Origin of the sequence: Fulvitalea axinellae (genome assembly GCF_036492835.1) — a bacterium.
Taxonomy (GTDB): Bacteria; Bacteroidota; Bacteroidia; order Cytophagales; family Cyclobacteriaceae; genus Fulvitalea; species Fulvitalea axinellae.
Window position 1 is genome coordinate 72,790 of record NZ_AP025317.1, and the last position, 24,822, is coordinate 97,611.

Annotated in this window: 15 protein-coding genes and 1 pseudogene; 7 read left to right on the forward strand and 9 right to left on the reverse strand. The window is 46.2% G+C overall.

The window, feature by feature from the left end; translation table 11 throughout:
* Window positions 1–73: 73 nt before the first annotated feature.
* The 7 genes from AABK39_RS22535 to AABK39_RS22565 all read left to right on the forward strand — a co-directional run bounded on the left by AABK39_RS22535 (window position 74) and on the right by AABK39_RS22565 (window position 10,017).
* Window positions 74–1,294, forward strand: coding sequence for an Lcl C-terminal domain-containing protein (locus tag AABK39_RS22535; protein WP_338395472.1), 1,221 nt, complete (start codon window positions 74–76; stop codon window positions 1,292–1,294).
* 5 nt (window positions 1,295–1,299) lie between these two features.
* Window positions 1,300–2,619 (forward strand): sulfatase-like hydrolase/transferase, encoded by a 1,320-nt coding sequence (locus AABK39_RS22540; protein ID WP_338395473.1) that lies wholly within the window; start codon window positions 1,300–1,302, stop codon window positions 2,617–2,619.
* A gap of 189 nt (window positions 2,620–2,808) precedes the next feature.
* Window positions 2,809–3,225 carry a hypothetical protein gene (locus AABK39_RS22545; protein WP_338395474.1) on the forward strand — a complete coding sequence of 139 codons (417 nt, stop codon included), beginning with the start codon at window positions 2,809–2,811 and terminating at the stop codon, window positions 3,223–3,225.
* A 612-nt stretch (window positions 3,226–3,837) separates the two neighbouring features.
* Window positions 3,838–6,144 carry a TonB-dependent receptor plug domain-containing protein gene (locus tag AABK39_RS22550; protein ID WP_338395475.1) on the forward strand — a complete coding sequence of 769 codons (2,307 nt, stop codon included), beginning with the start codon at window positions 3,838–3,840 and terminating at the stop codon, window positions 6,142–6,144.
* 90 nt (window positions 6,145–6,234) lie between these two features.
* Window positions 6,235–7,338 (forward strand): NHL repeat-containing protein, encoded by a 1,104-nt coding sequence (locus AABK39_RS22555; RefSeq protein ID WP_338395476.1) that lies wholly within the window; start codon window positions 6,235–6,237, stop codon window positions 7,336–7,338.
* Window positions 7,339–7,501: 163 nt separating this feature from the next.
* Entirely contained in the window at window positions 7,502–8,413 is a 912-nt protein-coding gene (locus tag AABK39_RS22560; protein ID WP_338395477.1) for a GTP-binding protein, read from the forward strand.
* A gap of 215 nt (window positions 8,414–8,628) precedes the next feature.
* Window positions 8,629–10,017: a DUF2927 domain-containing protein gene (locus tag AABK39_RS22565; RefSeq protein WP_338395478.1), complete on the forward strand. Its 1,389-nt coding sequence runs from the start codon at window positions 8,629–8,631 to the stop codon at window positions 10,015–10,017.
* 178 nt (window positions 10,018–10,195) lie between these two features.
* Here the strand turns inward: AABK39_RS22565 and AABK39_RS22570 are convergent, their stop codons facing one another.
* The 9 genes and pseudogenes from AABK39_RS22570 to AABK39_RS22610 form a co-directional block, all read right to left on the reverse strand.
* Window positions 10,196–12,532, reverse strand: coding sequence for a family 20 glycosylhydrolase (locus AABK39_RS22570; RefSeq protein WP_338395479.1), 2,337 nt, complete (start codon window positions 12,530–12,532; stop codon window positions 10,196–10,198).
* Window positions 12,533–12,948: 416 nt separating this feature from the next.
* Entirely contained in the window at window positions 12,949–13,482 is a 534-nt protein-coding gene (locus tag AABK39_RS22575; protein WP_338395480.1) for a dihydrofolate reductase family protein, read from the reverse strand.
* Window positions 13,483–13,583: 101 nt separating this feature from the next.
* Window positions 13,584–14,333: a nuclear transport factor 2 family protein gene (locus tag AABK39_RS22580; RefSeq protein WP_338395481.1), complete on the reverse strand. Its 750-nt coding sequence runs from the start codon at window positions 14,331–14,333 to the stop codon at window positions 13,584–13,586.
* Window positions 14,334–14,733: 400 nt separating this feature from the next.
* Entirely contained in the window at window positions 14,734–15,519 is a 786-nt protein-coding gene (locus tag AABK39_RS22585) for a tRNA threonylcarbamoyladenosine dehydratase (protein WP_338395482.1), read from the reverse strand.
* A 216-nt stretch (window positions 15,520–15,735) separates the two neighbouring features.
* The gene (gene buk / locus AABK39_RS22590) at window positions 15,736–16,821 is read right to left on the reverse strand and encodes a butyrate kinase (RefSeq protein ID WP_338395483.1); all 1,086 of its coding nucleotides are present in this window, start codon (window positions 16,819–16,821) and stop codon (window positions 15,736–15,738) included.
* A 155-nt stretch (window positions 16,822–16,976) separates the two neighbouring features.
* Window positions 16,977–17,930: pseudogene (locus AABK39_RS22595) on the reverse strand (bifunctional enoyl-CoA hydratase/phosphate acetyltransferase); the annotation flags it as partial.
* Window positions 17,931–18,250: 320 nt separating this feature from the next.
* Complete coding sequence (locus AABK39_RS22600) at window positions 18,251–19,366, reverse strand: alkaline phosphatase family protein (protein ID WP_338395484.1); 1,116 nt, start codon at window positions 19,364–19,366, stop codon at window positions 18,251–18,253.
* Window positions 19,367–19,568: 202 nt separating this feature from the next.
* The gene (locus AABK39_RS22605; protein WP_338395485.1) at window positions 19,569–21,014 is read right to left on the reverse strand and encodes a SusD/RagB family nutrient-binding outer membrane lipoprotein; all 1,446 of its coding nucleotides are present in this window, start codon (window positions 21,012–21,014) and stop codon (window positions 19,569–19,571) included.
* A gap of 110 nt (window positions 21,015–21,124) precedes the next feature.
* On the reverse strand, window positions 21,125–24,418 hold the full coding sequence (locus AABK39_RS22610; RefSeq protein ID WP_338395486.1) for a SusC/RagA family TonB-linked outer membrane protein: 3,294 nt from the start codon (window positions 24,416–24,418) through the stop codon (window positions 21,125–21,127).
* Window positions 24,419–24,822 lie beyond the last annotated feature (404 nt).

The window sequence follows — 24,822 nt, forward strand, 5'->3', positions numbered from 1 at the left end:
CTTCTGTCAGTATTTTTTAAGATATGATTAATCCTTTCCGCTTTTTTATTGTCCAACGAAAAAAGATAAGAATATGGATAATAAACGATTTTTAAGCTTACTGTGTGTGTTATTCTTGGCAATGTCATGCGCCAAAGATGGAGATGACGGCAGCAACGACCCTGATGATAATATAAATATCACAGGCTATAATATAGTGGATACAGACGTTACGGAATTTTATGATAATAATTCCATTATAAGTAGCCCCCTTGCCGGAGAGTCTTATTATGGCCAAGACGCCAACTATATTATTAATCCCCCAAGTTATACCGATAATGGTAACGGAACTATTACCGATAATGTGACAGGACTGATGTGGGAGCAAGATATGGGGGAAAAGATTACGTTTGATGAAGCCTTTACAAAAGCCGAGAACTCAACCCTTGGGGGTTATTCCGACTGGCGGGTACCGACTATAAAAGAGTTATATTCCTTAATTCTGTTTACGGGAAAAGTACGTGGTGAAAGCGCTATAGATCTATTTATCAATACGGATTACTTTGATCAGCCTTTGGGAGATACAAGTGCCGGGGAAAGAGAAATTGACGCCCAAACGTGGTCATCCACCGAATATGTAGGACAAACAATGAACGCCGATAAAACGGTTTTTGGCGTTAATTTTATAGACGGAAGGATAAAGGGATACCCTAAATCCAAACCTGGGTCCGGAGTGGCGAACACTATGTATTTCAGGATGGTAAGGGGAAATACCGAATACGGAAAAAACAATTATGTAGATAACGGTGACGGTACCGTCAGTGATTTGGCGACAGGGTTAATGTGGCAAAAAGCGGATGACGGTGTTGCCAGAAACTGGAAAGACGCACTCTCCTATTCTGAAAATCTGGAATTAGCCTCATATACAGATTGGCGTTTGCCCAATGCCAAAGAGCTGCAAAGTATTGTTGATTATTCCAGGTCGCCCCAAACCACTGATTCGCCCGCCATTAACCCTATTTTTAAAACCACGGAAATAAACGATCCCAACGGAAACCCGGGGCACTATCCTTACTTTTGGACAAGCACTACGCATTTGGACGGAGCGAATCCGTATAAAAACGGCGTCTATATTGCTTTTGGAAAAGGTTTAGGAAAAATGAACGGGATACTCATGGACGTACATGGCGCAGGATGTCAAAGAAGCGATCCAAAAGCTGGAAACGCTAATGATTATCCCGAATATTTTGGACCACAAGGAGATTTGAGGACCGTGTTTAATCATGTTAGGGCGGTTAGAACTATCTCAAAATAATATTTATGCGGAATCGAAAATGTTTTTCATTACTGTTCGGGGTCATTTTCAGCTTACAATCTTGTTCAGAAGACGATAACGATAGTACCGGAAATATTACTAATCCAAGCAAGCCAAATATCTTATTGGTTATCGCTGATGACTTTGGTTTAGACGCCTGCCCTAATTATAGTGTAGGCGCTATTAAACCAAATATGCCCCATCTGGAGAGCCTGATGAATGAGGGAATTACTTTCGATAACTTTTGGGCTTTCCCCATGTGTTCTCCCACCAGGGCCTCAATTATTACGGGAAAATACGGAATGAAAACAGGTGTGCTTAACGCGTCTAACGCTTCAACCCTAAATGCGAATGAAAAGACTTTGCAGGCGTATTTGGATGAAAAGTTAGGTAAGGTGTATGCGCATTCCATTATTGGGAAATGGCATCTGTCCAACGGAGACCCTAACCGGCCGACAGATATGGGCATAGACTATTATGCGGGACTCTTGAGCGGAACCGCCAGCAGCTATTACGACTGGAACTTGGTGGAAAATGGAACCAGTAGCCCTACTACCGAATATATTACTACGAAAACTACGGATCTGGCCATTGACTGGATAAATAGTCAAGACAAGAATTGGTTTTGTTGGCTGGCTTATTCCGCTCCGCATACACCTCTCCATTTGCCGCCCGCCAGTATGCACTCACAAGGTAACTTGTCTCAGGATGAGGCAAGTGTGACGGCAAATCCGCAACCTTATTTTATGGCAATGGCCGAAAGTCTGGATCATGAAATAGGGAGGTTATTCGACAATATTCCTAAAGAGGAACTAAACAATACCATTATCATTTTTATGGGTGATAACGGAACATCGGGTCAGGTTATACAAAGCCCGTATGTAAACAACCGCAGTAAAGGGACCCTTTATCAAGGAGGCATATCCGTACCGTTGATTGTTTCTGGAAAAGGCGTGACTCGGATGGGCGAAAGGGATCAAAATCTGATTAATTCCGCAGATCTATTCGCCACCGTCGCTCAAATTGCGGGCGTTGATATAAACGAATATGAAAATAGCAAAAGCTTTAAAGCGTTGCTCTCCGGCAATACAACCGCAAATAGAAATTATAATTATTCCGAAGTATTAAACGACAGTCCAATAAAATCGGGCTTCACGATAAGGAATGAAACGTATAAATTAATAGTATTGGATAACGGCTCAAAACGCTTTTATAATCTGGTTGATGATCCGTTCGAAACCGAAAATCTGATGAATAAACTCTCTATTGATGAGCAAAATGTTTATAATGAATTAATTTCCGAAGCCAATAAGATTAGAGGCTAGTTAGTTGCTTAACCTTGCCAACTGATTCTATTTTCTCCGATGTTATATATAAAATTTCAAATACGGGATTCCCCAAAGTTTTCAGATTTCGAAAAACTGTACACTCATATGTGTTGTATGAGGGATCCCGGCTATGAAGAAGAATGGCTTACTGACTCTGATGATCCTTTTGAGGACGAAATAGACATAATGGATGAAGATAAATTCGATGGCCTGACAAAAAATGAGTCGGAAAGATATAAAACCTTTATTCCTGACTATGCGGATACATTTCTGGAATCATTTTTTGAGTTTGACCAAGAAAGAGCCGGAGGTTTGGGTTTCAATAAGTCTAATATCCTTAATTATCTAGAGCACTCCTTTGAAGTAGATCTGAATAATTTAGAAAAACAGAACGAAAATAAAGGCATTGTTGAGTTTTCAACAGGGAATTATCCTTTTGGCGGAATAGAGAGATTTTTGATAACCTTAAAGGCGTTTGACTTGGTGCCCGAAGAGTGTTTTGACGGCTTTTCTGTTGTGGCGTTTGATTGGGTAAACGAATTTGAATTCAATACGATTGAATTACCTGACAGAACGGAAGAGTATTTGAAAAACCGGAAATAAGACCTTTATCGAAATAGAGTTTCTATTAACTGAAAACAATATTGGGGATGAGTGTTGATGTGAATACAGAAAGTATATGGGGAGGGACTGTGTAGAAGAACGGTAAGTACAGTGTGATATTTTGTAGGTGATGAGTCTTCGGTGTAGTCTTATCAAATATTATTATTTGCAGACAGGCTTAAAGATTATATTTCCTGTTTATTGTAAACGGTTCCCCAATTAGTAGGGACCGCTTGACTAGCGCCAATTGTCTCCGGTTTGTAAAAGCTGTAGATAATTGGCGCTTTGTTTTTACGGGGTGTTTACCAGTTTACCCTCTCCTGCCCTGTTATTCTTGATTGAGTGCCTACATAATTTATGGCAATTATTTTTAGACGAATTAAACGCAACAATGTTGCATTTAAGCTAGCTGTAATTATCTTTGCGTAGAACTATTTCATACATTTTAATAAATATCCATAGCATATGGGTTTTTTATTGAGAATCCCAATAGAGGAATTCTCGAGTTTAGGGATGTAGGGATTAGCGAAAAAAATAGGTGTCTGCGTAAAATTGTAAAAATTGATTTCCCGAGCTTCTGCCAAATTTATTCTGATAAGTGCCCTCTCCTTTATGGGCCACTTAGCCAATGCCCAAGTTGAGGGCGTAGTCTTGGACTATGAATCAAACACGCCGTTGGTTGGCGCGATTGTACGTAGTGGCAAGGAATACACGGCTACCCAACCTAATGGTACTTTTCTGATAAACGTCCAAGTGGGCGATAGTTTGGAAATAAAGTACTTGGGCTACAGAACCTATCATTCCATAATAAAGGATAGGCATGTAAGGGTGACGTTAAGAACCAAGTCCGAAGTACTGGATGCGGTCGGGGTCGTGGCGCTTTCCGTATCGGAGGAAGAGGCCAAGCGGATTCGTTCTTCAATAACGCCCGTCACTGTTATAACATCAAAGGAGCTGCTGACAAAAGCCGGCAATCTCAATGAGATATTGGCCCGTCAGGCGGGGATCCAGATCAGGCAAACCGGAGGCCTTGGGAGCGTGGCTCGCATTAATATCCGGGGACTGGAAGGCAAGCGGGTACAACTTTTTGTCAACGGGAATCCGCTCAACACACCCGACGGAAGTTTGGGGATAAATGATATTCCCATCCAAGTGATCGAACGTATCGAGGTTTATAAAGGCTCGGTGCCCGCCTGGCTGGGTGGCGACGGCTTGGGTAGCGCGGTGAATATAGTTGTCCGGGACCGTGAGGTGAGCTATGTCGACGTTAATCTGGTCCGCCAATCTTTCAATACGTCCCGTGCGGGGCTTATCCTCAAGAAGTCTTTTGATAAAAGGGGAATTGAGGCGGGTCTTGGCGTTTTCAACACTTATTCGGACAACGACTATGAGATGTCGGTCCCTGACCAAGAAAACCTGAAAGTGGTGCGCGATCACGACCGGTTTCATTCTTTGCTGATTGGAGGCGGTGTGAAGTTCTCCAAGCTTTGGTTTGACGAGGTGGAGTTTGAAGGCGCTTTTATGAAGACCGAAAAACAGATTCAGGGGATTACCCGGAACATCCAGAAAGCCGAAAGCCAAGGGGAAACATTGGTGGGCATCATGAACCTGAAAAAGACCGGATTGCTGGGTGGCCGTTTGTCGATGCTTTATAGCTTGATTAGGGGCAAGATTAACGTCGCGCTGATTGACACCTCTTCATATAGCTATAACTGGGACGGGACGCGGACCCTGAGCAATTACGGAAAAGGCGAGCTGGGTATCGGGCCCAATATGTCGGATACGGAACAAAGCGAACTGAGGCATAGGCTCAACCTCAATTACAGCATTGACAATACTTCGAGTCTGAATTTCAACAATACGATAAGAAGTTCGGATTTTGACCCAAGGGATGATTTGGCCAATGAGTTCGCCGGAAAGAATCTTTTCAATTATCCGGGACGTTTGTTCAATACCGTATCCGGCCTTACTCTGGAAAAAGAGAACAAACGCAAAAACTTTTTGCTTTCCGCGGCGGTCAAATACTACTTCAACCATACCGAGGGCTACAACACGAACATCTATGTACAAGGCTCGCCCGAGCGGATCAATACCAATACGCACAATCTGGGCTACTTGGTGGGCTTGCGTTATAACTTCAGCGAATATTTACTGGCCAAGGCCGTTCATGAGAGAGCTGTCCGCTTACCCAACAATTCGGAACTTTTCGGCGACGGTGTGCTCATAACGCCTTCCATAAAGCTTCAGCCGGAGGTGGCCTATAATTATACCGCCGGATTGGTGTACGACCGTTTTTTCCAAGGTTACAGAAGGGTCCAAGCGGAAGTTAACGGCTTTTACATGAATGTGGACAACCTGATACAGCTGGCCGGAAACGGGCTTTCGGTAGGCTATGTCAATTATGCGAAAGCTTATATTTTGGGCGCCGATTTGGAGCTCAAGTCAGACCTGACCCCATGGCTTTATTCGGGACTGAACCTGACTTACCAGAGGATTGTCGACAACAACGAATTTATTCCGGGAACAAAGGGCGTGGACAACCCCACTTACAAGGAAGACATTCCGAATATACCCCAGATGTTCGCCAACCTTAACGTGGAACTGCATAAGGACAACCTATTGATCAAAAGGAGCAGATCGAGGTTGATATACGATTTGGCCTTCACGCAGGAATACGATTATGGGTTTGCGCTAAGTGTATACGATAAGTTTGTGATTCCCTCATTTCTTACCCATACGGTATCCGTAGAGCAGTCATTCAAAAAGGACAAGTATACCGTAACCTTCGAAGCAAATAACCTCACCGACCAATTGGTAATCAATAACTATAACCAGCCTTTACCCGGAAGGACGTTCCGCCTAAAATTACGCTGTTTGTTTTTGGGAAGACAAACGCATCACGACAATCATAACCGTTAAAAGAGCATGTGTAAGTCAGTACGACTATTTTTAGCCTTATCAGCTTTAGTTTTTGTCTCTTGCAGTTCAAGCGATAAAGACGAAATCAAATTGGACGACAAGCACCGGATAGCCATCGTCACAAACATCAATTCGTCCAATCCGGCAACGGGCTATATCGGAACCATAAAGGACCTGGACGTCGGTGCTTATGATGTTTCTAAAGCGCGCCAATCGACGGTTACCCCGTTTTTGGTTTTGGACGGTGATGATGTGTACGTAATTCCAAACCAAAGGGGGGATCTGTTAACGAAGTATCGCAGAAAGAATGGATTGTTGGAAGAAGCTGGGAACATGAGCCTCCCCGCGGGTTCCACTTCCATTAGTCTGGTAATCGAGAACGATTCGAGAGCCTTTGTCACGTTACGCGCTACGGGAAAAATCGCCGTTTTTAACCCGAGCACAATGGTTATTACCGGTTATATTGACCTCACCGCCCACGCTATCGGCGACGCGAGCCCCGACCCCACCAGCATGGTTTTGAGGGACGGGAAGCTGTTTGTCTCTTGCCATCAGACTTCGGACGGTTTTTCCAGCACGCATCCGGCCCAAGTGCTGATCATCGATTTGGAAAATAACAATTCCGTCACTTCGGCCACGGACAACAGAACCAGCTTTGCGGGCGCTACGGACGATATGCACTCCATGTTCTTTGACGAAAAAGGCGACCTGTATGTCTTTTGTGTAGCTTCTTACGGATTTGTCCCGGGGCAGAAATGCGGTTTTTTACGTATTAAGAAAGGCGAGTCCGATTTTGATCCGGACTATTTTTTCAACGTATCGGATTATGCTGTCAGCAACATCCCCGGAAACAGGATAGACTACTTCCAACACGTCCTATACAGTGGGAACGGGACCTTGTTTGGGGCGGGAAATATTTATGCCCTCGCGAGCAATCCGCCCGATTATGTAAACGATCGTACCGTGGGGTCTTTCAAGGTCGATTTATACAATAAGAGCATCACCAAACTGGACCTTCCGTTTTGTAACGGCTACTCCGCTTCACTGACGCGATATAAAGACCAAATCCTGTGGGGACTGTCTACGGAAACAGGGGTAGGAATTTATACGTATGACCTAAATACGGGTACGGCCAGCGACGGCCCTGTAGTAACCACCCAAGGGGATCCGAGTGTGATAGAGGTCTTTGAATAGTCGTCGGCTTGGCCTAATGCGCCACTTGTGGTTTTTTACTTAATTAGGAAAACCTGTAAAAGCGGTTTGGGGGACATACCCAAACCGTTTTTTGTTTTACTTTTGGCCACAGATTAAGAACCCGGAACGGAGGTATAGGCCATAAAATATAGTTTTGTCGGAAATGGGCGGAAAGAGAAACAAAGAAGCGATTATAACCATTGTCGGATTTTTGGGAGCGGGAAAAACCACCTTGTTGAAGCATCTCGCAAGAGTTTATCCGCAACAAGGCCTGAGCCCGTATGTGATCCTGAACGATTATGAGAACGCCCAGCTCGACGCTAGGCAATTTACGGAACAGATTAGCGCGAACACGATTAGGGCCCTCAGCGGCAGTTGTATTTGCTGTAGCGGTCTGCAATCGCTTAGGGATACAGTTAATCAAATTCCCCAAAGGGATAACGGCATCACCCTAATTGAGGCAAACGGCACGACCGACGCCTGCTCCCTGGCCGGTTTTTTGGGAATCGGCCTCGACGACAGGTTTCTGCCGCCCGTACAGGTATCTGTAGTAAACATAAACAGCTGGCAAAGGCGCGAAAAGCACAATGAGCTTGAGGCCAGTCAGGTTCAGTTATCGTCATTAATCATCTTGTCACACCTGGACAAAGCCCCGGTGGAAAGGCAAAACGAGGTAATGGAGCATCTCCGTAAACTGAACCCCGATGCCAAGATAATCCCGATGGCCGAACTTGACGCCGGTTTACTAACCCGGCTTCACCCGTCCGAAAACGAAGCGAAGAGGATAGATCATGAAAAATCACACTGGTCTTCCTGTTCGATTGACCTGCCGGAAATGCCAAACGAAGAGAGTATCCGCCTGCTATGCCGCAAAATACCCGAGAGTATTCTTCGCGTTAAAGGCTGTGTGAGACTAACCGGAAGCGCAACCTACACTTATTTTGAAAGAACACCCGAAGGAGACCTGTCGATCCGGAAATTCGAGGGCAATCCCAATATGGGCGCAAAACTGTTGACAGTCGGATTGGGCAGCGATAAATCCTTTTTGATGGATTTGGTTAAAGAGTATGTGTAGGGCGCTTACTAAATTTATGCGCTGAAGGCACGAATCTCCAATCATCAGGCCTCTGGATGGGAAAAGCGGGAATCCGTAATACCAATAAAATCGGTTTTATATAAATATGATTTCACAAAAACATCGACTATTCTTAGTTTTAAATATTAAAAGTATAATTTGCAATTAAATTTTGTTTTATATGATGTGTTGTGGTTTTTTAAAATTAAATAAATATGAAACTTGAATTTTTTATTAAAACATCCTTTTGCGTCTTATTTTTTGCAGTTAGCTGTACTGAATTTCAAAAGGCCTCTCAAGAGAAAGGGCGAATAAGCCCTGAAACTCTGAAGGATCTCAAAAATAGATACTCAAAGGAGGCTATAAATTATTTTTACGAAACGGCCTTTTATCAAGATTATGTAGGGAGACAAGAGAGGCTGATTAAATGGAAGGACCATATCTTTGTGAATTCTTTGGGTGATTTATGGCCAGGTGACTCGATAATCATTCAGAATACTATCACTAGTATAAATGCATTAGATTTACCGATAAAGCTTCAGCTTACTGAAGATTCCTCGTTGGTTAATACTCCGATTTATTTTGGGGAACAGAAAGAACTTGAAAGAATACTGAACCTGACTAGTTCTCGCTATTTTCAAGGAGCTGGATTACTTTCTAAAGAGTCCGATGTAATAAACCAGACGAAGATTGGTATTTCTAATAATGCTACATCATATAAAACATGTAGCATTTCAGATAGTGCTACTATTCGCAACTCAATCATTCTTGAAGAACTAAGTAATTCTTTGGGGATTGTTGGTGATAGTTGGAGATATAAAGAGAGTATTTTTTTTGAAGGACCTTACCCTAATCCGGTCTACTCTGAATTGGACAAAGAGATAATTAGATTCCTATACGAACCGGGGATGCCGACTGGTTATACCAGGAAACAATTCGAGGCTGACTTTGGCGATGTTCTTCACCATATTAACGCGAAGGAGAAGGTCATCGATTATGCTGAATCAAATAAAATTCCCGTTAGGTATTTTGAATCAATCGCTCAAAATTGTTTTCAAGATAGCACCCTTCTGAAGTATCCAACAACGATCTTCTTGAAGTTGTCAGGAGATTTCGACACGAATGATATTAGTTTTTGTAATGAGATCACCGAATTGTTCAATGAGGGCAATCCATGGGTTCATATGGAATATGCCAATGACAATATTTTGAATGAAGCCCCATCCATAAATATAGTTTTGGAAGAAGACCCAAGCCTCAAGACGCCGGCATTATCCGAACGCTTTATTAATGCTGGTTCCCAAATGTTTCCGATGCGCCTTATAGGAACTATTAAATTCCGTTTTAACAGATCTTTGATCGAAGCTTATTCTCAAGAAAGAAAAAGTTTGTTGGTCCGGACCATTAATCAGGTTCTTGGCTTTGACCATCTTAAAGAAGATGTTATTGAGTTTGACCCTAATGGTAAAATGTCGTTTAAACCCGGTTATAAGGAACTCTTATCCCTGTATTATAATCCCGTTATTCCAGACGGTTTTACTCTTGAGGAGATGAATGAGGTAATTCAGGCTTTAAAAGAGAAATCTGGCACAGGCCAACTTTAATCCGAAACGCTATAAGCTAAAGCTACTTCCGGCCTTTAATATCATTCTAAGCAAATACAACAAAGCCCGACCAAATTCTCATTGGTCGGGCTTTGTATTATCGCTCTCCAAAAATATGGAGTGCATCGTTTAAGCTTTTAAAATTGGGGCGGGCGGAATAAAGTCCTCCCCAATTTTTTTATTTGCGAACGAACCAATCAGCCGGGATGTCGATTTCCTCGCCGTTGTCGTCGAGTACTTTGAGGTTGAGGCCACTTGCGCCACCACCTTGGTAGAACTCTACGCGGATCGGGTGCAATCCGGCGCCCAATGCAGCCTGAGCCGTGAGTGGCTTCATGCCGTGCGGTCCGTCATTATCAACAATTTGTTTTCCGCCAATATAAAGTTTTGATCCGTCATCAGAACGCAGGCGGAAGGTATATACCTTGTCGGTTGGAATTTTGATATAGCCAGTCAATACCAAACCGATATTTTTCTTGGCCGCCGATTCCGGCACTTCGATAGTAGCTACCGTCATGTTTTTCTTCGGCTTCATATCCTTGAGAGCATCCACGGTCTTGATGCCTTCTTTATACTCATAATAAGCGCAATCCAACCCAGCTTTCGACGCTTTTACCTCGTCACCCTTGCGGTATGTTTCTTTAGAGAGAATGGTGGTGTACGTATCGCTACCACGTCCCATCTTCGTGAACACTTTGGCTTTGAGCGTCATGCTCTTGTCTACCTCAAACGGTCCTTCGTAGGCTTTGGATTTTGCCGTAGGCTCGCTTCCGTCAACGGTATAGCGGATATTAAGGCCTTTCATTGAGGCGTTAAGCTTCACTGTCTTTTTGTCGATGAACACGTTGTTAGCGTACATACCATCCATATCTGGCACACGATAGTGAACGTCCATCACGTCAAGACGGTCGAAATGCTTGGTTACGCGGGCAGCGAAGTCATCCCAGTTTTTCTCGGATTTTGGGGTCCAAACGGCTTCGGCCAAAGCGATCATACGTGGCATAGCCATATAATCCATGCGGTCTTCGGACGGGATCCACTCTGTCCAAAGGTTCGCCTGTCCGCCTTGGATCAATTTGGCGGCCTCGGCCGGAATATCCTCCGCAACGGGATCGAATCCGTATACGTGCTCAAGGCTGCCGGCATTCTGCTGATAATCGAAGTAACAGTGCGAAGTTGGCGTCATGATGACGTTGTTGCCTTGCTCCACCGCTTTTTTGGGAGCGTCTTTTACCCAGCCTCTCCAGTACATCATGGTGGCTGTCTTGCTCATTCCGCCTTCCAGGATCTCGTCCCAGCCGATCATCTTCTTGCCTTTGCCGTTGAGGAATTTCTCTACACGGTGAACAAAGTAGGCTTGCAACTCGTGCTCGTCCTCAAGCTTTTCCTCTTTGATTCTTTTCTGGCACTTAGGACATTTCTCCCAGTAACTTTTGTTTACCTCATCGGCACCGATGTGGATGTATTCGCTAGGGAAAAGTTCGCAAACTTCAGTCAAGATATTCTCAACCAAAGTGAAAGCTTCCTCCTTGCCTGCGCACAGCGGCGAAGAGAATCCGCTCCAACTGCCTTTGCCGGTGCAAGAAACACCATAGGCATCGACGGCGGCCTTGAAGTGGCCCGGCATATCGATTTCGGGGATAATGGTGATGTTGCGGGCCTGAGCGTAGGCGATCATCTCCTTCATATCCTCTTGGGTGTAGAAGCCGCCGTACATGGTTTTGCCGTTACGCTCGGTGAAAAGCTCTTTGGTGATCACGAAAGTCTCGTCTTCTTTGGCTCTCTCGTTACACACTACGTCGTGCGTGCTCTCGATACGGTAAGCGCCCTCTTCCGTGAGTTCGGGATATTGTTTGATTTCCAAACGCCAGCCTTGGTCATCCGTCAAATGGAAATGGAATTTGTTGAACTTGTACAGGGCCATGTAGTCAATGAATTTCTTGACATAAGCCTTTGAGAAGAAATGGCGCGAAACGTCCATATGCATACCGCGGTACTCAAAACGAGGTTGGTCGATTACCGTTACGCCCGGAACAGTCCACTTGACTTCGGCGTTTTTGCTCGCCGCCTGCTCAAGCTGGGCGGGAAGCAACTGGCGCAAAGTCTGCGTACCGTAATAAAGTCCCGCACCCGAAACAGCTTCGATAGTGATTCCGCCCGAAGTAGAGGTGAACTTGTAGCCCTCAGGACCTACGGTTTCGCCCAAAGTCTTGTCGATTTTTAAGTTGATCGCCTTGGAAGAAGGTTCGGAAACCACCTTAGGCTTATGTCCCGTGGCGAAAGCGAGTTTTTCCGCCAACATATCGGCCACCAATTTGGCGCCTTTGTCATTTGGCGCAACGATAGACGTAGAAGCGTCAATAACAAAATGACCTTTGCCAGGCACTATTTGAGCCGGCTTCGGAATAATCGTAATGTCGGAAAGCTCCGTCGGCTTTTCGGGAGCCTGACAGGCGACGGCCAGAACGCTCAGGAAAAAAAGCGTCACTAGCGTGTGGATTTTGAATCTAAACATACTGCTAGAAAAAAATTATGGTTGTTAATTTATTGCTCCGCTTGGAATATGACACGATAAAAATGTCCATTCGTAAATTTACGACCAAAAGCCGTAAAGCCCTCTATTATAGTGTCCGCTTGACGAAAAACCCTCCCATTTATCCGTAAAAAACGTTTAGGGTCTTTCTTGAGTATTGGCGAGAGGGAGCGAAAAGCATATGTAATGAGACATCATGCCTAATTCGGAAAGAGTATTTCGGATTACGGCTTATCCTCCCGTATAGGTTAAAAATTGCCGGAATATAGGTAATGAATGTTTTGCTGGCGCCGAAACCGAAAAATAGTATTTCGTATGGGGAAAAGAGATAAGCGCCAGCTTCACTCGTATACCCTCACGAATGTTACTGGCGCCAGAATTCTCTTTTCGGTTAAAGTTTACTTCTGAAATTCATAAGTCGCTATCTGTAGCCCATCGGAAAACAACTCGTTTGTGATCAACTTCCAATTAGCTTTTGTCTTAGAACTCCCAAACAAAGGAGTTCCCGAACCCAGAATAACAGGATTTACTTTAAGCTTCAGGCGATCCACAAGACCATGGTCCAATAACCAACCCGCAAACTCTCCGCCTCCGCATAGATAAATATCGGTTGGAGAATTCTCTTTGAAACTCTTCACCTTATTGATATCCATTTTCTCAATATGAACGGATTCGTGAGTGTTGTCCAAAGACATCGAATCCGAAAATATATAATGTTCCATATGCGGGTATGCGGGCTGTCCCGGCGGAAGGCCGTACTGATATCCGAACTCGTAAGTCTTGCGTCCCATGATTACGGTCCGAAAATCATTCAGGTCTTCCCGATATTTGTCCACCCCCTCGCCTTGCATAATGAATTGGCTTATATCACCGTTGTCGCCAGCAATAAAACCATCGAGCGAGACGGCAACGTAATACACTATATCTTTCATATTGTTTGATTTAATTATAAATGAGCTAAATAATAAACAGTCATAAGTTAGGGGTTCCTTTTACGGAAAATCACCCTTAAACCGATTCATTCTTACATCCGCTAAATCATGCCGTTCGAATGGGCCATCTGCTCGGGGACGGCCTGTTTCACGGACCAATATTCGGCTATCTTCCCTTCGGAAAGCCTGTAAATCCCGTAAATAACATGTGGTTTCCCCTTAAGCACAGCAGAAGACTGGGTCACTACAAAATCTCCTTCCCCTATGACTCGATGCGTGGCTAAGCGTTGGCACTTCCTAAAGTAGTTTATAAAGCTATCCACCCCGTTAGCTATATCAGGATCGTGTTGGATAAGGTCGGGAGCCAAGAAGGCATAAGCGCTTTCAAAATTGTTTGTGGCCAGTTCTTTATGTAAGGTTGACACGGTAGCCTTATTATCTTCGGTGTTTCCTTCTTGCGTTTGGACAGTTGGCCCGATAACAACCGGATTTCCATTTTTCCCTTCTCCTACAATCTCCCTCACGGCGTCCCAGTGCTCGGCCAGTTTTCCATTTTCCAAGCGATATAAATCTAGTACAGCGTTTTCTTTGCCCATAAACTCAACTTGAAGATGGACAGCCACAAAATCTCCGTCGCATATCAGCCGGACAAAAGGCTTCTTCGGCGATTCCGGTTTAGGCAACTTCTCCAAAAATGTGAGAAATTCCATAAAACCGGCTTTCCCCGTTTTTACTATCGGATTATGCTGGATATAATCGTCGGAAATTACCGAGTCGGCGAAATCGAAATCGTATGAGCCGAAAACTCTCGGATAAAAATCCAGTATCAGTCGTTTATTTTTATTTTCCATATCAAGACCATTTTTCGTATCAGGTAGCCTTTTTCCGGATTTATGTGTACACGAGAATATCATGAACACACAAACCAGAAACTGATTCATTTTCATTTGTAAAGAATTCTGATGAATGAATAATTCGAGAACCGTATGGACATAGCTATCCTGCCAAACCTCTAATAGGTTTAATTCAGGCGCATCTGTCCGAAAAAGTCGGCCTTTTCAGAGAGCGGTATTGATATGTGTTTAGACTAATGGTCAACACTGTAAAAGTAGGAATATTGGAGTTGACATATTCTAAAAATTATTAAAAACTTTATAGGGTTAGTTCTTAATGTCATTCTGGGATATAAAAAAAGTATTAGGCATATCGCTGAAATATACCTAATACTTAGTGCTTGAGGCTTAAGTCCGATTATGCTTTGTCTCCACCTTTTTTCTTCGAAGACTTCTTTTTCTTCTTCTTTACTTTCTTGAAGTAATTCTGCTCGCCTGTGAGTTGCCTGATCACTACGGAGGCGCAATGTATGCCGAATACCGCCGGCATAAACGACACGGTTCCGACCGTCGAAGCTTTGTTGACACCTTGTTCCACCACTACTTTCGATTTGTCGCCCAACTCCGAGGAAAAGACTACGGGAAAACCTGTACGGATACCGAATTTCTGCAGACGCTTGCGCACATAACGCGCCAACGGGCAATTATACGACTGCGAAAGGTCCGCGACAGAAGCCAAAGCCGGGTTGGTTTTGTTGCCAGCCCCCATCGAGCTTACGATTCTCAATCCCCGCTCCAAGGCTCTTTGGATAAGGAAAACCTTCGGGGCCAACGTATCGATACAGTCTACCACAAAATCATAGTCGTGAGCGTCGATAAGTTCCTGCATGCGTTCGTCTCGCATATATTCCGAGCGGACATGCAGGTTAATATCCGGATTTACGCTCCGCAAGCGTTCCGCAAGCACTTCGCTTTTCAGTTTTCCTTCCGTAGACTCCAACGCCACCAATTGGCGGTTACGATTACTGCGGGCCACGGTGTCGCCGTCTACGATGGTCATAGTGCCTACGCCAGCCCTGGCGATCATCTCAGCTGCGAATCCGCCCACACCTCCGAGGCCCATCACCAATACGTGTGAGCGCTTCAGAATCTCAAGTTTCTCTTTTCCGAACAGAAGCTCCGTCCTCTCAAACCAAGTCTCCATTATTATATAAGGCTATATTATATTTAGGGTTCTTACACTGCGTGCTTAGCTATAACGGCCAAAGCGGGGCCAAAAGTACATAAAAAAACAGGAGTACGAATGGATTTAATATTTTAGGATGATGTATCAATATGAAAAAAGACTCCAAAAAAGGTTTTCACTGCCTGTGATCACCGCCTTTGGAGTCTTGTCAATTTTATTCGAACCGAGGATTCCTTAGCCCTTTTCGGCGTCGCCGTATTTGACGCTTTGGACCTCGCCTTTCAGGAGCATCATGCCGTTTTGCATTAGCGCTCTCATTTCGTCTTCGCCCGGGAATACGTGTACTGGCGCCACAAACCTTACCCGTTCGCGGATTTTGTCCATCAACGATAAGTTGTGGGCGATTCCTCCCGTAAGCAAAATGGCGTCTATATGGCCGAAGTTAGCCGCCGCCAAGGCTCCAATTTCTTTGGATACCTGATAAACGATCGCATTCAAGGCCATACGGGCGTCCTCGTCTCCCTCTTCGGAGCGTTTCAGCGCTATGCGAACGTCGTTAATTCCGCAATAGGCCACCAAACCGCCTTGGCCCACTACTTTTGAGAACATTTCTTTCTCCGTATATTTTCCGCTGTAGCAAGCCCGGATTACGTCGCCTACGGGAAGCGAACCGCTACGCTCGGGAGAGAACGCGCCTTCGCCATCAAGGGCCTGGTTTACGTCCACCACTTTGCCCCTGCGGTGTAGGCCTACAGAGATTCCGCCCCCCATATGCGCCACGATCAGGTTCAACTCGTCATATTTCCGGCCAGTCTCGCGGGCGTATTGTCTGGCTATCGCTTTTTGGTTTAGGGCGTGGAAAACGGATTTGCGGGCAAATTCCGGATGTCCGCTATAGCGGGCTACGGCTTCCATCTCGTCCACCACCACAGGGTCGGCGATATAGGCCTTGATACAGTACTCGTCGGCGATGCGTTTGGCTATCATCGCCCCCAAGTTGCTGGCGTGCTGCAGTTCGGACTCGATAAGGTCGGTGATCATGGTGTCGTCCACTTCGTAAACGCCGGATTCTATCGGCTTGAGAAGCCCTCCCCTGCTGATCACTACGCTGAGTTCTTCAAGCGGGAGATTTTCCTCTTTAAGCGCTTTTATAATCGTTTCGAACCTGAATCCCATTTGGTCCGGAATAGTTTCCATCTTAGCGAGTTCATCCGCATCATGCGATACGTTTTTGAGGAACACCGCTTGGGTGTCGGAATACCAAGCGATTTTTGTGGATGTGGATCCAGGGTTGAGTATCAGTAACTGATAATTCAGCATAATTAGTTCAAAGTAAATGGTAAAGCGTAAACGGTCTACGCACAGGCGCTGTGCTATTAGACTTGCTTGTTTCGACGGTTTGATTTAGAGTGATCTTTTGATCTTTAACCAAATCATATACATGCTTATCCGCCTATTTCTTTTGGAAGAACAGTTTATGAGCGAAGCTGTTTTTCCAAATCCTCACGACTCATACTTGAGGCGGCAGCAAGCATGATGCTACTGAGTTTTGTCTCTTCGCTGTCGGCTCTGGAAGTAAGCACTATCGGAGCGGAGGCGCCCAAGATTACGGAAGCCACTTTGGCTTTTACAAAAAATACGAAGGCTTTGTAAAGCACGTTTCCAGCCTCGATGTCCGGTGCGAGAAGCATATCAGCATGGCCGGCCACTTCGCTCATAATTCCCTTATGCTCCGAACTTTCTGTACTGATGGCATTATCAAAAGCCAAAGGTCCGTCGATTACGCAATTCTTGATCTGTCCGCGACGGCACATGATCGAAAGCAGGGCGGCGTCGGTGGTGGCTTGCATCTGCTCGTTTACCATTTCCACGGCGGCTACGGCGGCCACTTTCGGATTGTCGATTCCAAGTTTGTTCAGGAACTCCACGGCGTTGTTGATGATCTCCATCTTGTCGCGGAGGTTCGGGGCGATATTCATCGCCACGTCGGTAAGGGCCAGAAGTTTGTCGTAAGCCGGAATCTCGAACCACGCGAAGTGCGAAAGCAGTTTGCGGGTACGCAGTCCCCAGTCTTTGTGCAAAACGCCCCTTAGCAGATCGGCCGTGCCTACGTGCCCTTTCATCAATACGTCGGCCTGCTGGTCGTGAATCATCTTCACCGAGCGCATCACGGTTTTTTTCGGGTCAATCTCGTGTATGATTCTCACGTCGTGCAGATCCGCTCCCTCTTGCTCGGCCACTTGACGGATTCGTCTTTCGTCGCCCACCAATATCGGCTCGATCAGCCCCTGTTGCCAAGCCGAGTGCACGGCGTGCAGGGAATGTTCATCGCCGGCGGCGGCAAGGACAAGCTTCTTTTTCTCCGTAAGGCCTTTGACAACCTTTTTCAGGTCGTCCAATTTCTTGATCGCTGACATAAGATATCTAGGTGTTCTGGTTTGATATTGTTTTGTCCGAGAATGAAATTATCAATTTTCGGCCGAATAAAAATGCCTCTTTCCCTTAAATATGGATAGGTCTTGCGGGCAAGTGATCGCTCCGGAAAATGCAAAATGAGCTTAGTCCCAAACGATTAGTGGGAATGAATGAGGATATATCGAAAAAAAGAACTTAGTCCGTGTAAAACGCAAAAAATAATTCGGTAGTGACCTGAGTAAAATTATTGGTTTGGTATTAAGTATTTGGTCTTAGGTACTGATTCGGAACAACTACCTAATACTTAATACCAAATACCTAAGACCAAAAACCCTCACAGCTTTGTCCGCTTTTTGAATATCGGGTCGATTTTTTTGCCGATCTCCTTGTCTGTGGCCCTAAAATCCAGTCCCAAAAGTTTGGCTACGGTTTGGGCCATCTGGTTTTGGTAATATTGGCCTCCAGATACTTCGCCCAGAGCGGGAGTGTCCGGGCCTATGGCGGCAAACCAGATTTGTCCAGCTCCGTCAATATGCTTTCCGTGGTGGCGCCAAGTTTCCAGCGGTTGAGTCCCGCGACCGTGGTCCGTAGTGATTATAAATGTCGTCTTGTTTTTGTATTTGGGATGATTTTGGACAAAATCCCAAAGCTCTTTGATAAACGCGTCAGTCCGGTGGGCAGATTTCAGATAGGCCTCATAATCTCCATCGTGGGCGAAATCGTCTGTTTCGCCGTAGGCTATATAAACCAGGTTCGGCGTTTCCTTTTTGATGGTTTCCATAGCGTAGCCATGCGTAAAAGCGTCCAAACGGACGGATCCCCACGGACTGGGCACTTGGTCTTGCAATTCGTTGAGGAAACGTTCTTTTTGTGTCAGGTCGCCTTTGGCTTTTCTGAAACCGGCATTGACGTATAAGTCGGAAGCTTTTTCATTTATGATAAACGGAAAAACATCCCAAGAACCGAAAGCGGCCACTTTCCCTTTGTATTCGGAAGTCTTGTTGACAAAACCGATCAGCGTCGGGTTCGGATTGTCGAATTTATCGTTGCTGTGGATGCGGATGTCGTCGGCTTTCCCTGAAAGGATTTCGTTGTAGCCTGGATAGGAAAACCACATGTTGTTGGTACAATCCGTCTTCGATCCTTTCAGTCTGTTGCCGTGCAGTTGGCCTTCGGCTTTTAGCGTAGACCAAAAAAACGGCATCAAAGCTCGTCGACGCGCCTCGGGACTATCGCGCCAAAACGCTTTTTTGAGTTCTTCCGGATGATCCACATACTCTTTGTGACCAATCAGCTGAGGGTCGGCGCCAGTGTAGAGTTCTTGCCAACGGAGGCCGTCGAGAGTAATCAGGAAAACATTCTCCGTTTTAGTCTGCGACATTGCTGGGACTGTTAAGCCGACTAACAAGGCTAGAACGGCGACGGATTTGATCTTTGCGATAAAATTCATGTCTGAGGAGTTGGGATTAGTTCTTATGCGGTTTGTGTGTTTAAACCTAGCCTAGCAAACAATATAGTGAAGAAATTCCATGTTCGGACGAATCAAAATTGCAGAAAACAGGTATGACCCGAGGCGTATTGCCCCGGGCCAATCTATTATGAACCGCTCTCTGAAAGCGTTGAAACGTTTCGCATGAGGTGAGAATCCTGAGTTATTTGATCCACCAGATTTTGGTAGTCACTTGGTCGGCGCCTTGGGTCGAAACCGCAGCGTTGTAGTTCGCTTCGTTCAGCGATTGTTCTTTCTGAGGATATTCATAACGGAAAGGAACGTAATCGTAAACGGCGTCCGGGCCGGGAGTTATTTCCGTCGGGAATCCGGTACGGCGGTAGTCGCTGAAACCTTCGAAGCCGTTAAGCATGTTTGACAACCACTTTTGTTTCATCACACGTTCCAAGCTGTTGTCCCACTTCACTTTGTCCCTTTGCAGGTAATCCGCAGGTATGGTTACTTTCCAATAGTCGAAAGAAGCGGTTACGGCGTTGTTGTAATGCGTTTCGCCACCGGAAACCCACCCGCGCTGGGCGGCTTCGGCCAAGATAAATTCCTGCTCGGAATAAGTCATCATAATGCCCTGTACGGTGTTCGGCTCGTCGAAGAACAATGGAGCGAAACGCGAAAGGTTAAGGCTTCCGCCCTTGTAGCTGTAGGCTACGCCGTCTGCCATTCCGTTTTTCATTCCGGAAAACTCCGGAGTCCCGTCCTGTAAGGACTTGGCTGTCGGGCGGAACCAGCGGGCCATGCGTGGATCGTCAAGATCGCGGAGGACGCCTTCGAGGGTTTCGCTCATACGGTATTCGTCGAACGAGCCTTCGCGGGAGCCCGACTCTTTGGTATGTGGCGCGGCGTCCGGGCCAGTGGTGCCATACTTCAGCACGGAGTTGTCGGCGTTTGAGGCCAGCAACGGATACTCCGAAGCGTTACCGACGATTTCCTTTATTCCGGCTTCGGCCGCCGATGGGTTAACTTCAGACATTCTCATATAAACCCGCAACAAAAGGGCGTTCGACAGCTTGCGCCATTTTCCGAAATCGCTGTCGTTGATCACGTCGCCCTGTACGGGAGCGTAGGTTTGCTTCAGCAACTGGTTGGCTTCCTTAAGCTCTTTTACCAATTCGGTATAAATGCTTTGCTGGCTGTCGTATTTGGGAGCGTAATTGGCCTCCGACTTTGCCTTGAGCGCTTCAGAGTAAGGAATGTCGCCGTACAAATCGGTGAGTTGCTGGAAGCTCCAGACTTTCATTATTTTGGAGATAACCTTATAGCCTTCGGGAGCGATAGTTTCCAAAGTCTGGGCTTCACGGGCGCTTTTGTAAAGGTCGTTCCAGATTCCGGAATTCGATCCCCAGTTATAAAGGTCGTAATCGGTGAATACGATCTTGGCGGCGTACTGCGCGTTCAGGTTTCCGCCGGACCAAGCCTCGTCCAAGATCTTGGTTACGGCTCGCTTCTGCATCGGCGTCAGCAAAAGGTAAGGAGCGTTCTGGATTTCGGTGGCCCGGTTAGGGTCTTGGTTCATCTCATCGAAATCATCCGTACAGGCCGTAGCGAAGGCGATTCCGGCCAAGAGAAGCAATATATGTCTTAGGTTTTTCATCTCTGTGTTGGTATTTGGTCTTAGGTATTTGGTCTGAAGTATTAGGTATTGAATCTGGATTTCCATTCCAACTACCTAAGACCTGATACCAAATACCTAATACCGGTTCCTTACAATTTGATATTCAGGTTAAATCCATAGCTTCTGAGCGATGGCATATTGGCGTTTTCAACTCCGGGGACAATCCTTGATCCGCCGAAGGAAATGGCTTCCGGATCGAAGTGCGGGTTGTCTGTCCAAAGCAAAAGGTTACGGCCTACGAGCGAGAATGTGGCGGATTGGAACGGCGTTTTGCTCAAAAGTTTTGAAGGAAGCCTGTAGCTGAGTTTCACTTCGCGAAGTTTGACGTAAGAGGCGTCGTACATTCCCTGCTCCTCGTGCTGGCGCTTGAAGTGCTTGTTGTAGTACTGGGAAGCGGCTACGATGGTGGTGTTTTCTACGTAGTTCGGAGCTTCATCCGTTCCCACATTTACAACACCTTTGCCGATGATTCCGTCGTGGCGGACATTTCCGCTTCCGTCAGTCCACTGCAAACCGCCCGATTCCTTGTCACGGCCCACGAGTGTCTCCTCCAAGTTGCCGGAAGTGCTGGCGATAAGCTTGGTGCGGGAAAGGATAACGCCGCCTTGGCGAATGTCAAAAAGGAACGAAAGGTTCAGGTTTTTGTAACTCAGACTGTTGTTGATGCCGGCCATCCAATCCGGATTATAGTTTCCGAGATTGCGGAGCTCGTTGCTTACCACCGGGTTCCCGTCGTTGTCGTAGATCACTTCCCCGGCCGGCGTTTTGGCGAAACCTGTTCCGTAAATGTCGCCCATGCGCCCGCCTTCTTTGGCCAAAACCTGAACGCTGTTGCTGGCGATGGTATAGTTTTTCAGGCCTTCGGCCAATTCTATCACTTTACTTCTGTCCCTTGACCAGTTGAGGTTGATATCCCAACGGAAATTCTTAGTCTTGACTGGCGTTCCGCTCAATACCAATTCCAAACCTTTGCTTTCGATCTCGCCAGCGTTGATCCAGCGTCCCGTATAACCGGAAGACTGTGGCGTCTCAACCCTGATAATCTGGTTTTCGGAGTTGTTGATATAGTAAGTGAAGTCGATGCCCAACCTGCCGTTGAAAAAGCGAAGATCGGCTCCGAATTCCGTGGAAGTGGCGATTTCGGGCTTGAGTTCGTCATTGGCTACGGCATTGTCTTCGCTGGCAGTCGGGTTGCCTAAGAACGGCTGGCCGAAGCTGTAGTAGTTGAGCAAGTTATACGGATCGGTATCATTGCCCACTTGCGCCCAAGAAGCCCTGATTTTGGCGAAAGAAACAAACTCCGGAAGCTTGACCATATCCGAAACGATTCCGCTCAATGCAACCGACGGATAGAAGTACGAACGGTTTGCAGAAGGCAAAGTGCTTGACCAGTCGTTACGGCCGGTGATGTCGGCAAAGAGAACGTTTTTGTAAGCGAGACGGGCCATACCGTAAAGGCTCTGGATCTCGCGCTCTTTCCGTTCCTGGTAATTAACCACCGGAATGGCGCTGTTGCCGAGGTTGTAAACGCCGGGCACCACCAGTTTATTTGCAGAAGCGGCGTTGTAGTCGTCACGTTGCGTCATCAGGTTGCCGCCGAACGAGAGGTTGTATGCGAAGTCGGCTTGCTGGTCGCTGTCGTAGTTAAGGAGGAAATCGAAGTTGTTTTCTTGGAAAGTGAGTAGATCCTGACGGAACTGGCCTTCTTTGAATCGTTGGGTACTGAAGGCGCGTCTCCAAGTCCTGTTTTCGCCGACGTAGTCCGTTCCGGCGCGGGCCATCAACGAGATTTGGTCGTTGAACTTGTATGTCATCGAGACATTTCCGATCAGTCTGTTTTTCACCACGCCGTTAGTGTTTTCGTGAAGCGTAAAGAACGGATTGTCGTGGTAATTGTAGTTGTAGTTAAACTGTTGGATTCCTTCCAAATCCTTTTGCCAATAGTCGCGGAGGTTGGCAGTGTTCACTTGGCGACCGTACCAGATCAGCAGGTACATGATCGATTCCGTTCCGTAGCCGTTTACCGGGCGGTTGTCGCTTTCCGTCTTGATGTAGTTGACGTTGGCGTTGACTTTCAGCTTTTCCGTCAAGTTATATCCGCCCGAGAGCTTGAAGCTGTTTCTGTTCAGGTCCGTATTTTCGAAAAGACCTTGGTTATAAGTGTTTCCGATAGAAGTACGGAAGTGACCGAACTCGTTGTTGCTGGAAAGCGAAATAGTATTCGACATGGTGAAAGCCGTCTGGTACAGCTCTTCCAGATTGTCTTCCTGCGCTACCCAAGGCGTTGCCGTGATGGCCCCACGATCGGAAAGGCTTTCGTTTGTGATGGCGCGGTTGAGGTTGTGAACGTCAGCGCCACGCTTTCCGCCCGCCGTCGGCGAGTCAAATTGCTTTATCATGCGTCCGTCCAGCAACGGTCCCCAGCTTTCGTCCACACCGTCGGCTACGCCTGACCCGTTTCCGTCATAGAATTCGAAGCTGAAATTCTTGCCCTGTCCGTATTTGTCCTGATAGTCCGGCGAAACCAACGGCGTTTCCATAGTGAAAGAGGCGTTATACTCCACCCCTATTCCCTTGCGTCCGTTGTTTCCTTTTTTGGTAGTGATCAGCACTACGCCGTTACCCGCTCTGGATCCGTAAAGCGCGGCGGCGGCGGCGCCTTTCAGTACCGACACGGACTCGATATCGTCCGGGCTAAGATCGGCTGCGTAGTTACCGAAATCGACGTTCATATTGCTGGCGTCAACCTTAGAGTTGTTTCTGGCGTCAGTAGAGTTTTTGATCGGCACGCCGTCCACTACAAAAAGCGGTTGGTTATCTCCGCTCAGAGAGTTTTCTCCGCGGATAATAATCCGGGAAGTGGAGCCAAAGCCCGAAACCCCGTTAGCGATATTCACTCCGGCGATTTTTCCGGAAAGGGAATTAACGATATTGCCCTCTTTGGCTTCGGCCAGTTTCGAACCTTCTATTTCCTGAACCTGATAACCCAAGGCCTTTACATTACGCTCAACACCCAAGGCCGTAACCACGACTTCCTCAAGAACTTCGCGATCCTCTTTCAGGCTGATGTCAATCGTAGCCCTATTTCCGATGGCGATTTCCGAAGAAATATAGCCCATATACGAGAAGACCAAAATCTCGGTGTCCGCCGGCACTTCCAGTTTGTAACGGCCTTCCACATCAGTGGTGGTGCCTTGTGTCGTTCCTTTTACATTGATAGTGGCGCCGATCAGAGGCTCGCCACTACTTTCTCCCAGAACTTTACCGCTGACGGTTCTATTCTCTTGGGCCCAAAGGTCTACGGAACTGAGTACCGTAAACATGACGGTAAGAACCGCCATTGTCATTCCGCTTAAATTCTTCCTTAGTAAAGCAAATCGCATAATTCCGAATTATGGTTTTGGTTAGTGTGTTCCAATAGATTTAATCCTATCGGTAGCCTCGTAGCTACTTTCAATTGATAGGATTATTGAAAAGTGGAATTCGAAAATCTTCAAATTCAAACTCATTAGAATAGTACCATCAAAAACTTAGTGGTACTACAAGAAAAATCCGAGATAATGCGATTTTACGGAGCCGTAAAGTAGAGAGTGGATTCGTAACTTTTTATCGTAGTTTGTTTGATATTCGCTTAATAAACGGCGAAGCTTTGTATTGATTAATATTATAAATAAAAATTGGTTGTGCTGAAAAATAAATGTTCCAGTCCTTCAGGAAGGCACAGGACAATTACGCCAAAATAAATTTGAGAATGCTGAATGGGATTATAAAGAATAAAAACTGAGAG

Coding starts and splice junctions, on each gene's coding strand:
- AABK39_RS22535 (WP_338395472.1), top strand. CDS start 74: ATGGATAATAAACGATTTTTAAGCTTACTGTGTGTGTTATTCTTGGCA.
- AABK39_RS22540 (WP_338395473.1), top strand. CDS start 1,300: ATGCGGAATCGAAAATGTTTTTCATTACTGTTCGGGGTCATTTTCAGC.
- AABK39_RS22545 (WP_338395474.1), top strand. CDS start 2,809: ATGGATGAAGATAAATTCGATGGCCTGACAAAAAATGAGTCGGAAAGA.
- AABK39_RS22550 (WP_338395475.1), top strand. CDS start 3,838: ATGGGCCACTTAGCCAATGCCCAAGTTGAGGGCGTAGTCTTGGACTAT.
- AABK39_RS22560 (WP_338395477.1), top strand. CDS start 7,502: ATGGGCGGAAAGAGAAACAAAGAAGCGATTATAACCATTGTCGGATTT.
- AABK39_RS22565 (WP_338395478.1), top strand. CDS start 8,629: ATGAAACTTGAATTTTTTATTAAAACATCCTTTTGCGTCTTATTTTTT.
- AABK39_RS22570 (WP_338395479.1), bottom strand. CDS start 12,532: ATGTTTAGATTCAAAATCCACACGCTAGTGACGCTTTTTTTCCTGAGC.
- AABK39_RS22575 (WP_338395480.1), bottom strand. CDS start 13,482: ATGAAAGATATAGTGTATTACGTTGCCGTCTCGCTCGATGGTTTTATT.
- AABK39_RS22580 (WP_338395481.1), bottom strand. CDS start 14,333: ATGGAAAATAAAAATAAACGACTGATACTGGATTTTTATCCGAGAGTT.
- AABK39_RS22585 (WP_338395482.1), bottom strand. CDS start 15,519: ATGGAGACTTGGTTTGAGAGGACGGAGCTTCTGTTCGGAAAAGAGAAA.
- buk (WP_338395483.1), bottom strand. CDS start 16,821: ATGCTGAATTATCAGTTACTGATACTCAACCCTGGATCCACATCCACA.
- AABK39_RS22600 (WP_338395484.1), bottom strand. CDS start 19,366: ATGAATTTTATCGCAAAGATCAAATCCGTCGCCGTTCTAGCCTTGTTA.
- AABK39_RS22605 (WP_338395485.1), bottom strand. CDS start 21,014: ATGAAAAACCTAAGACATATATTGCTTCTCTTGGCCGGAATCGCCTTC.
- AABK39_RS22610 (WP_338395486.1), bottom strand. CDS start 24,418: ATGCGATTTGCTTTACTAAGGAAGAATTTAAGCGGAATGACAATGGCG.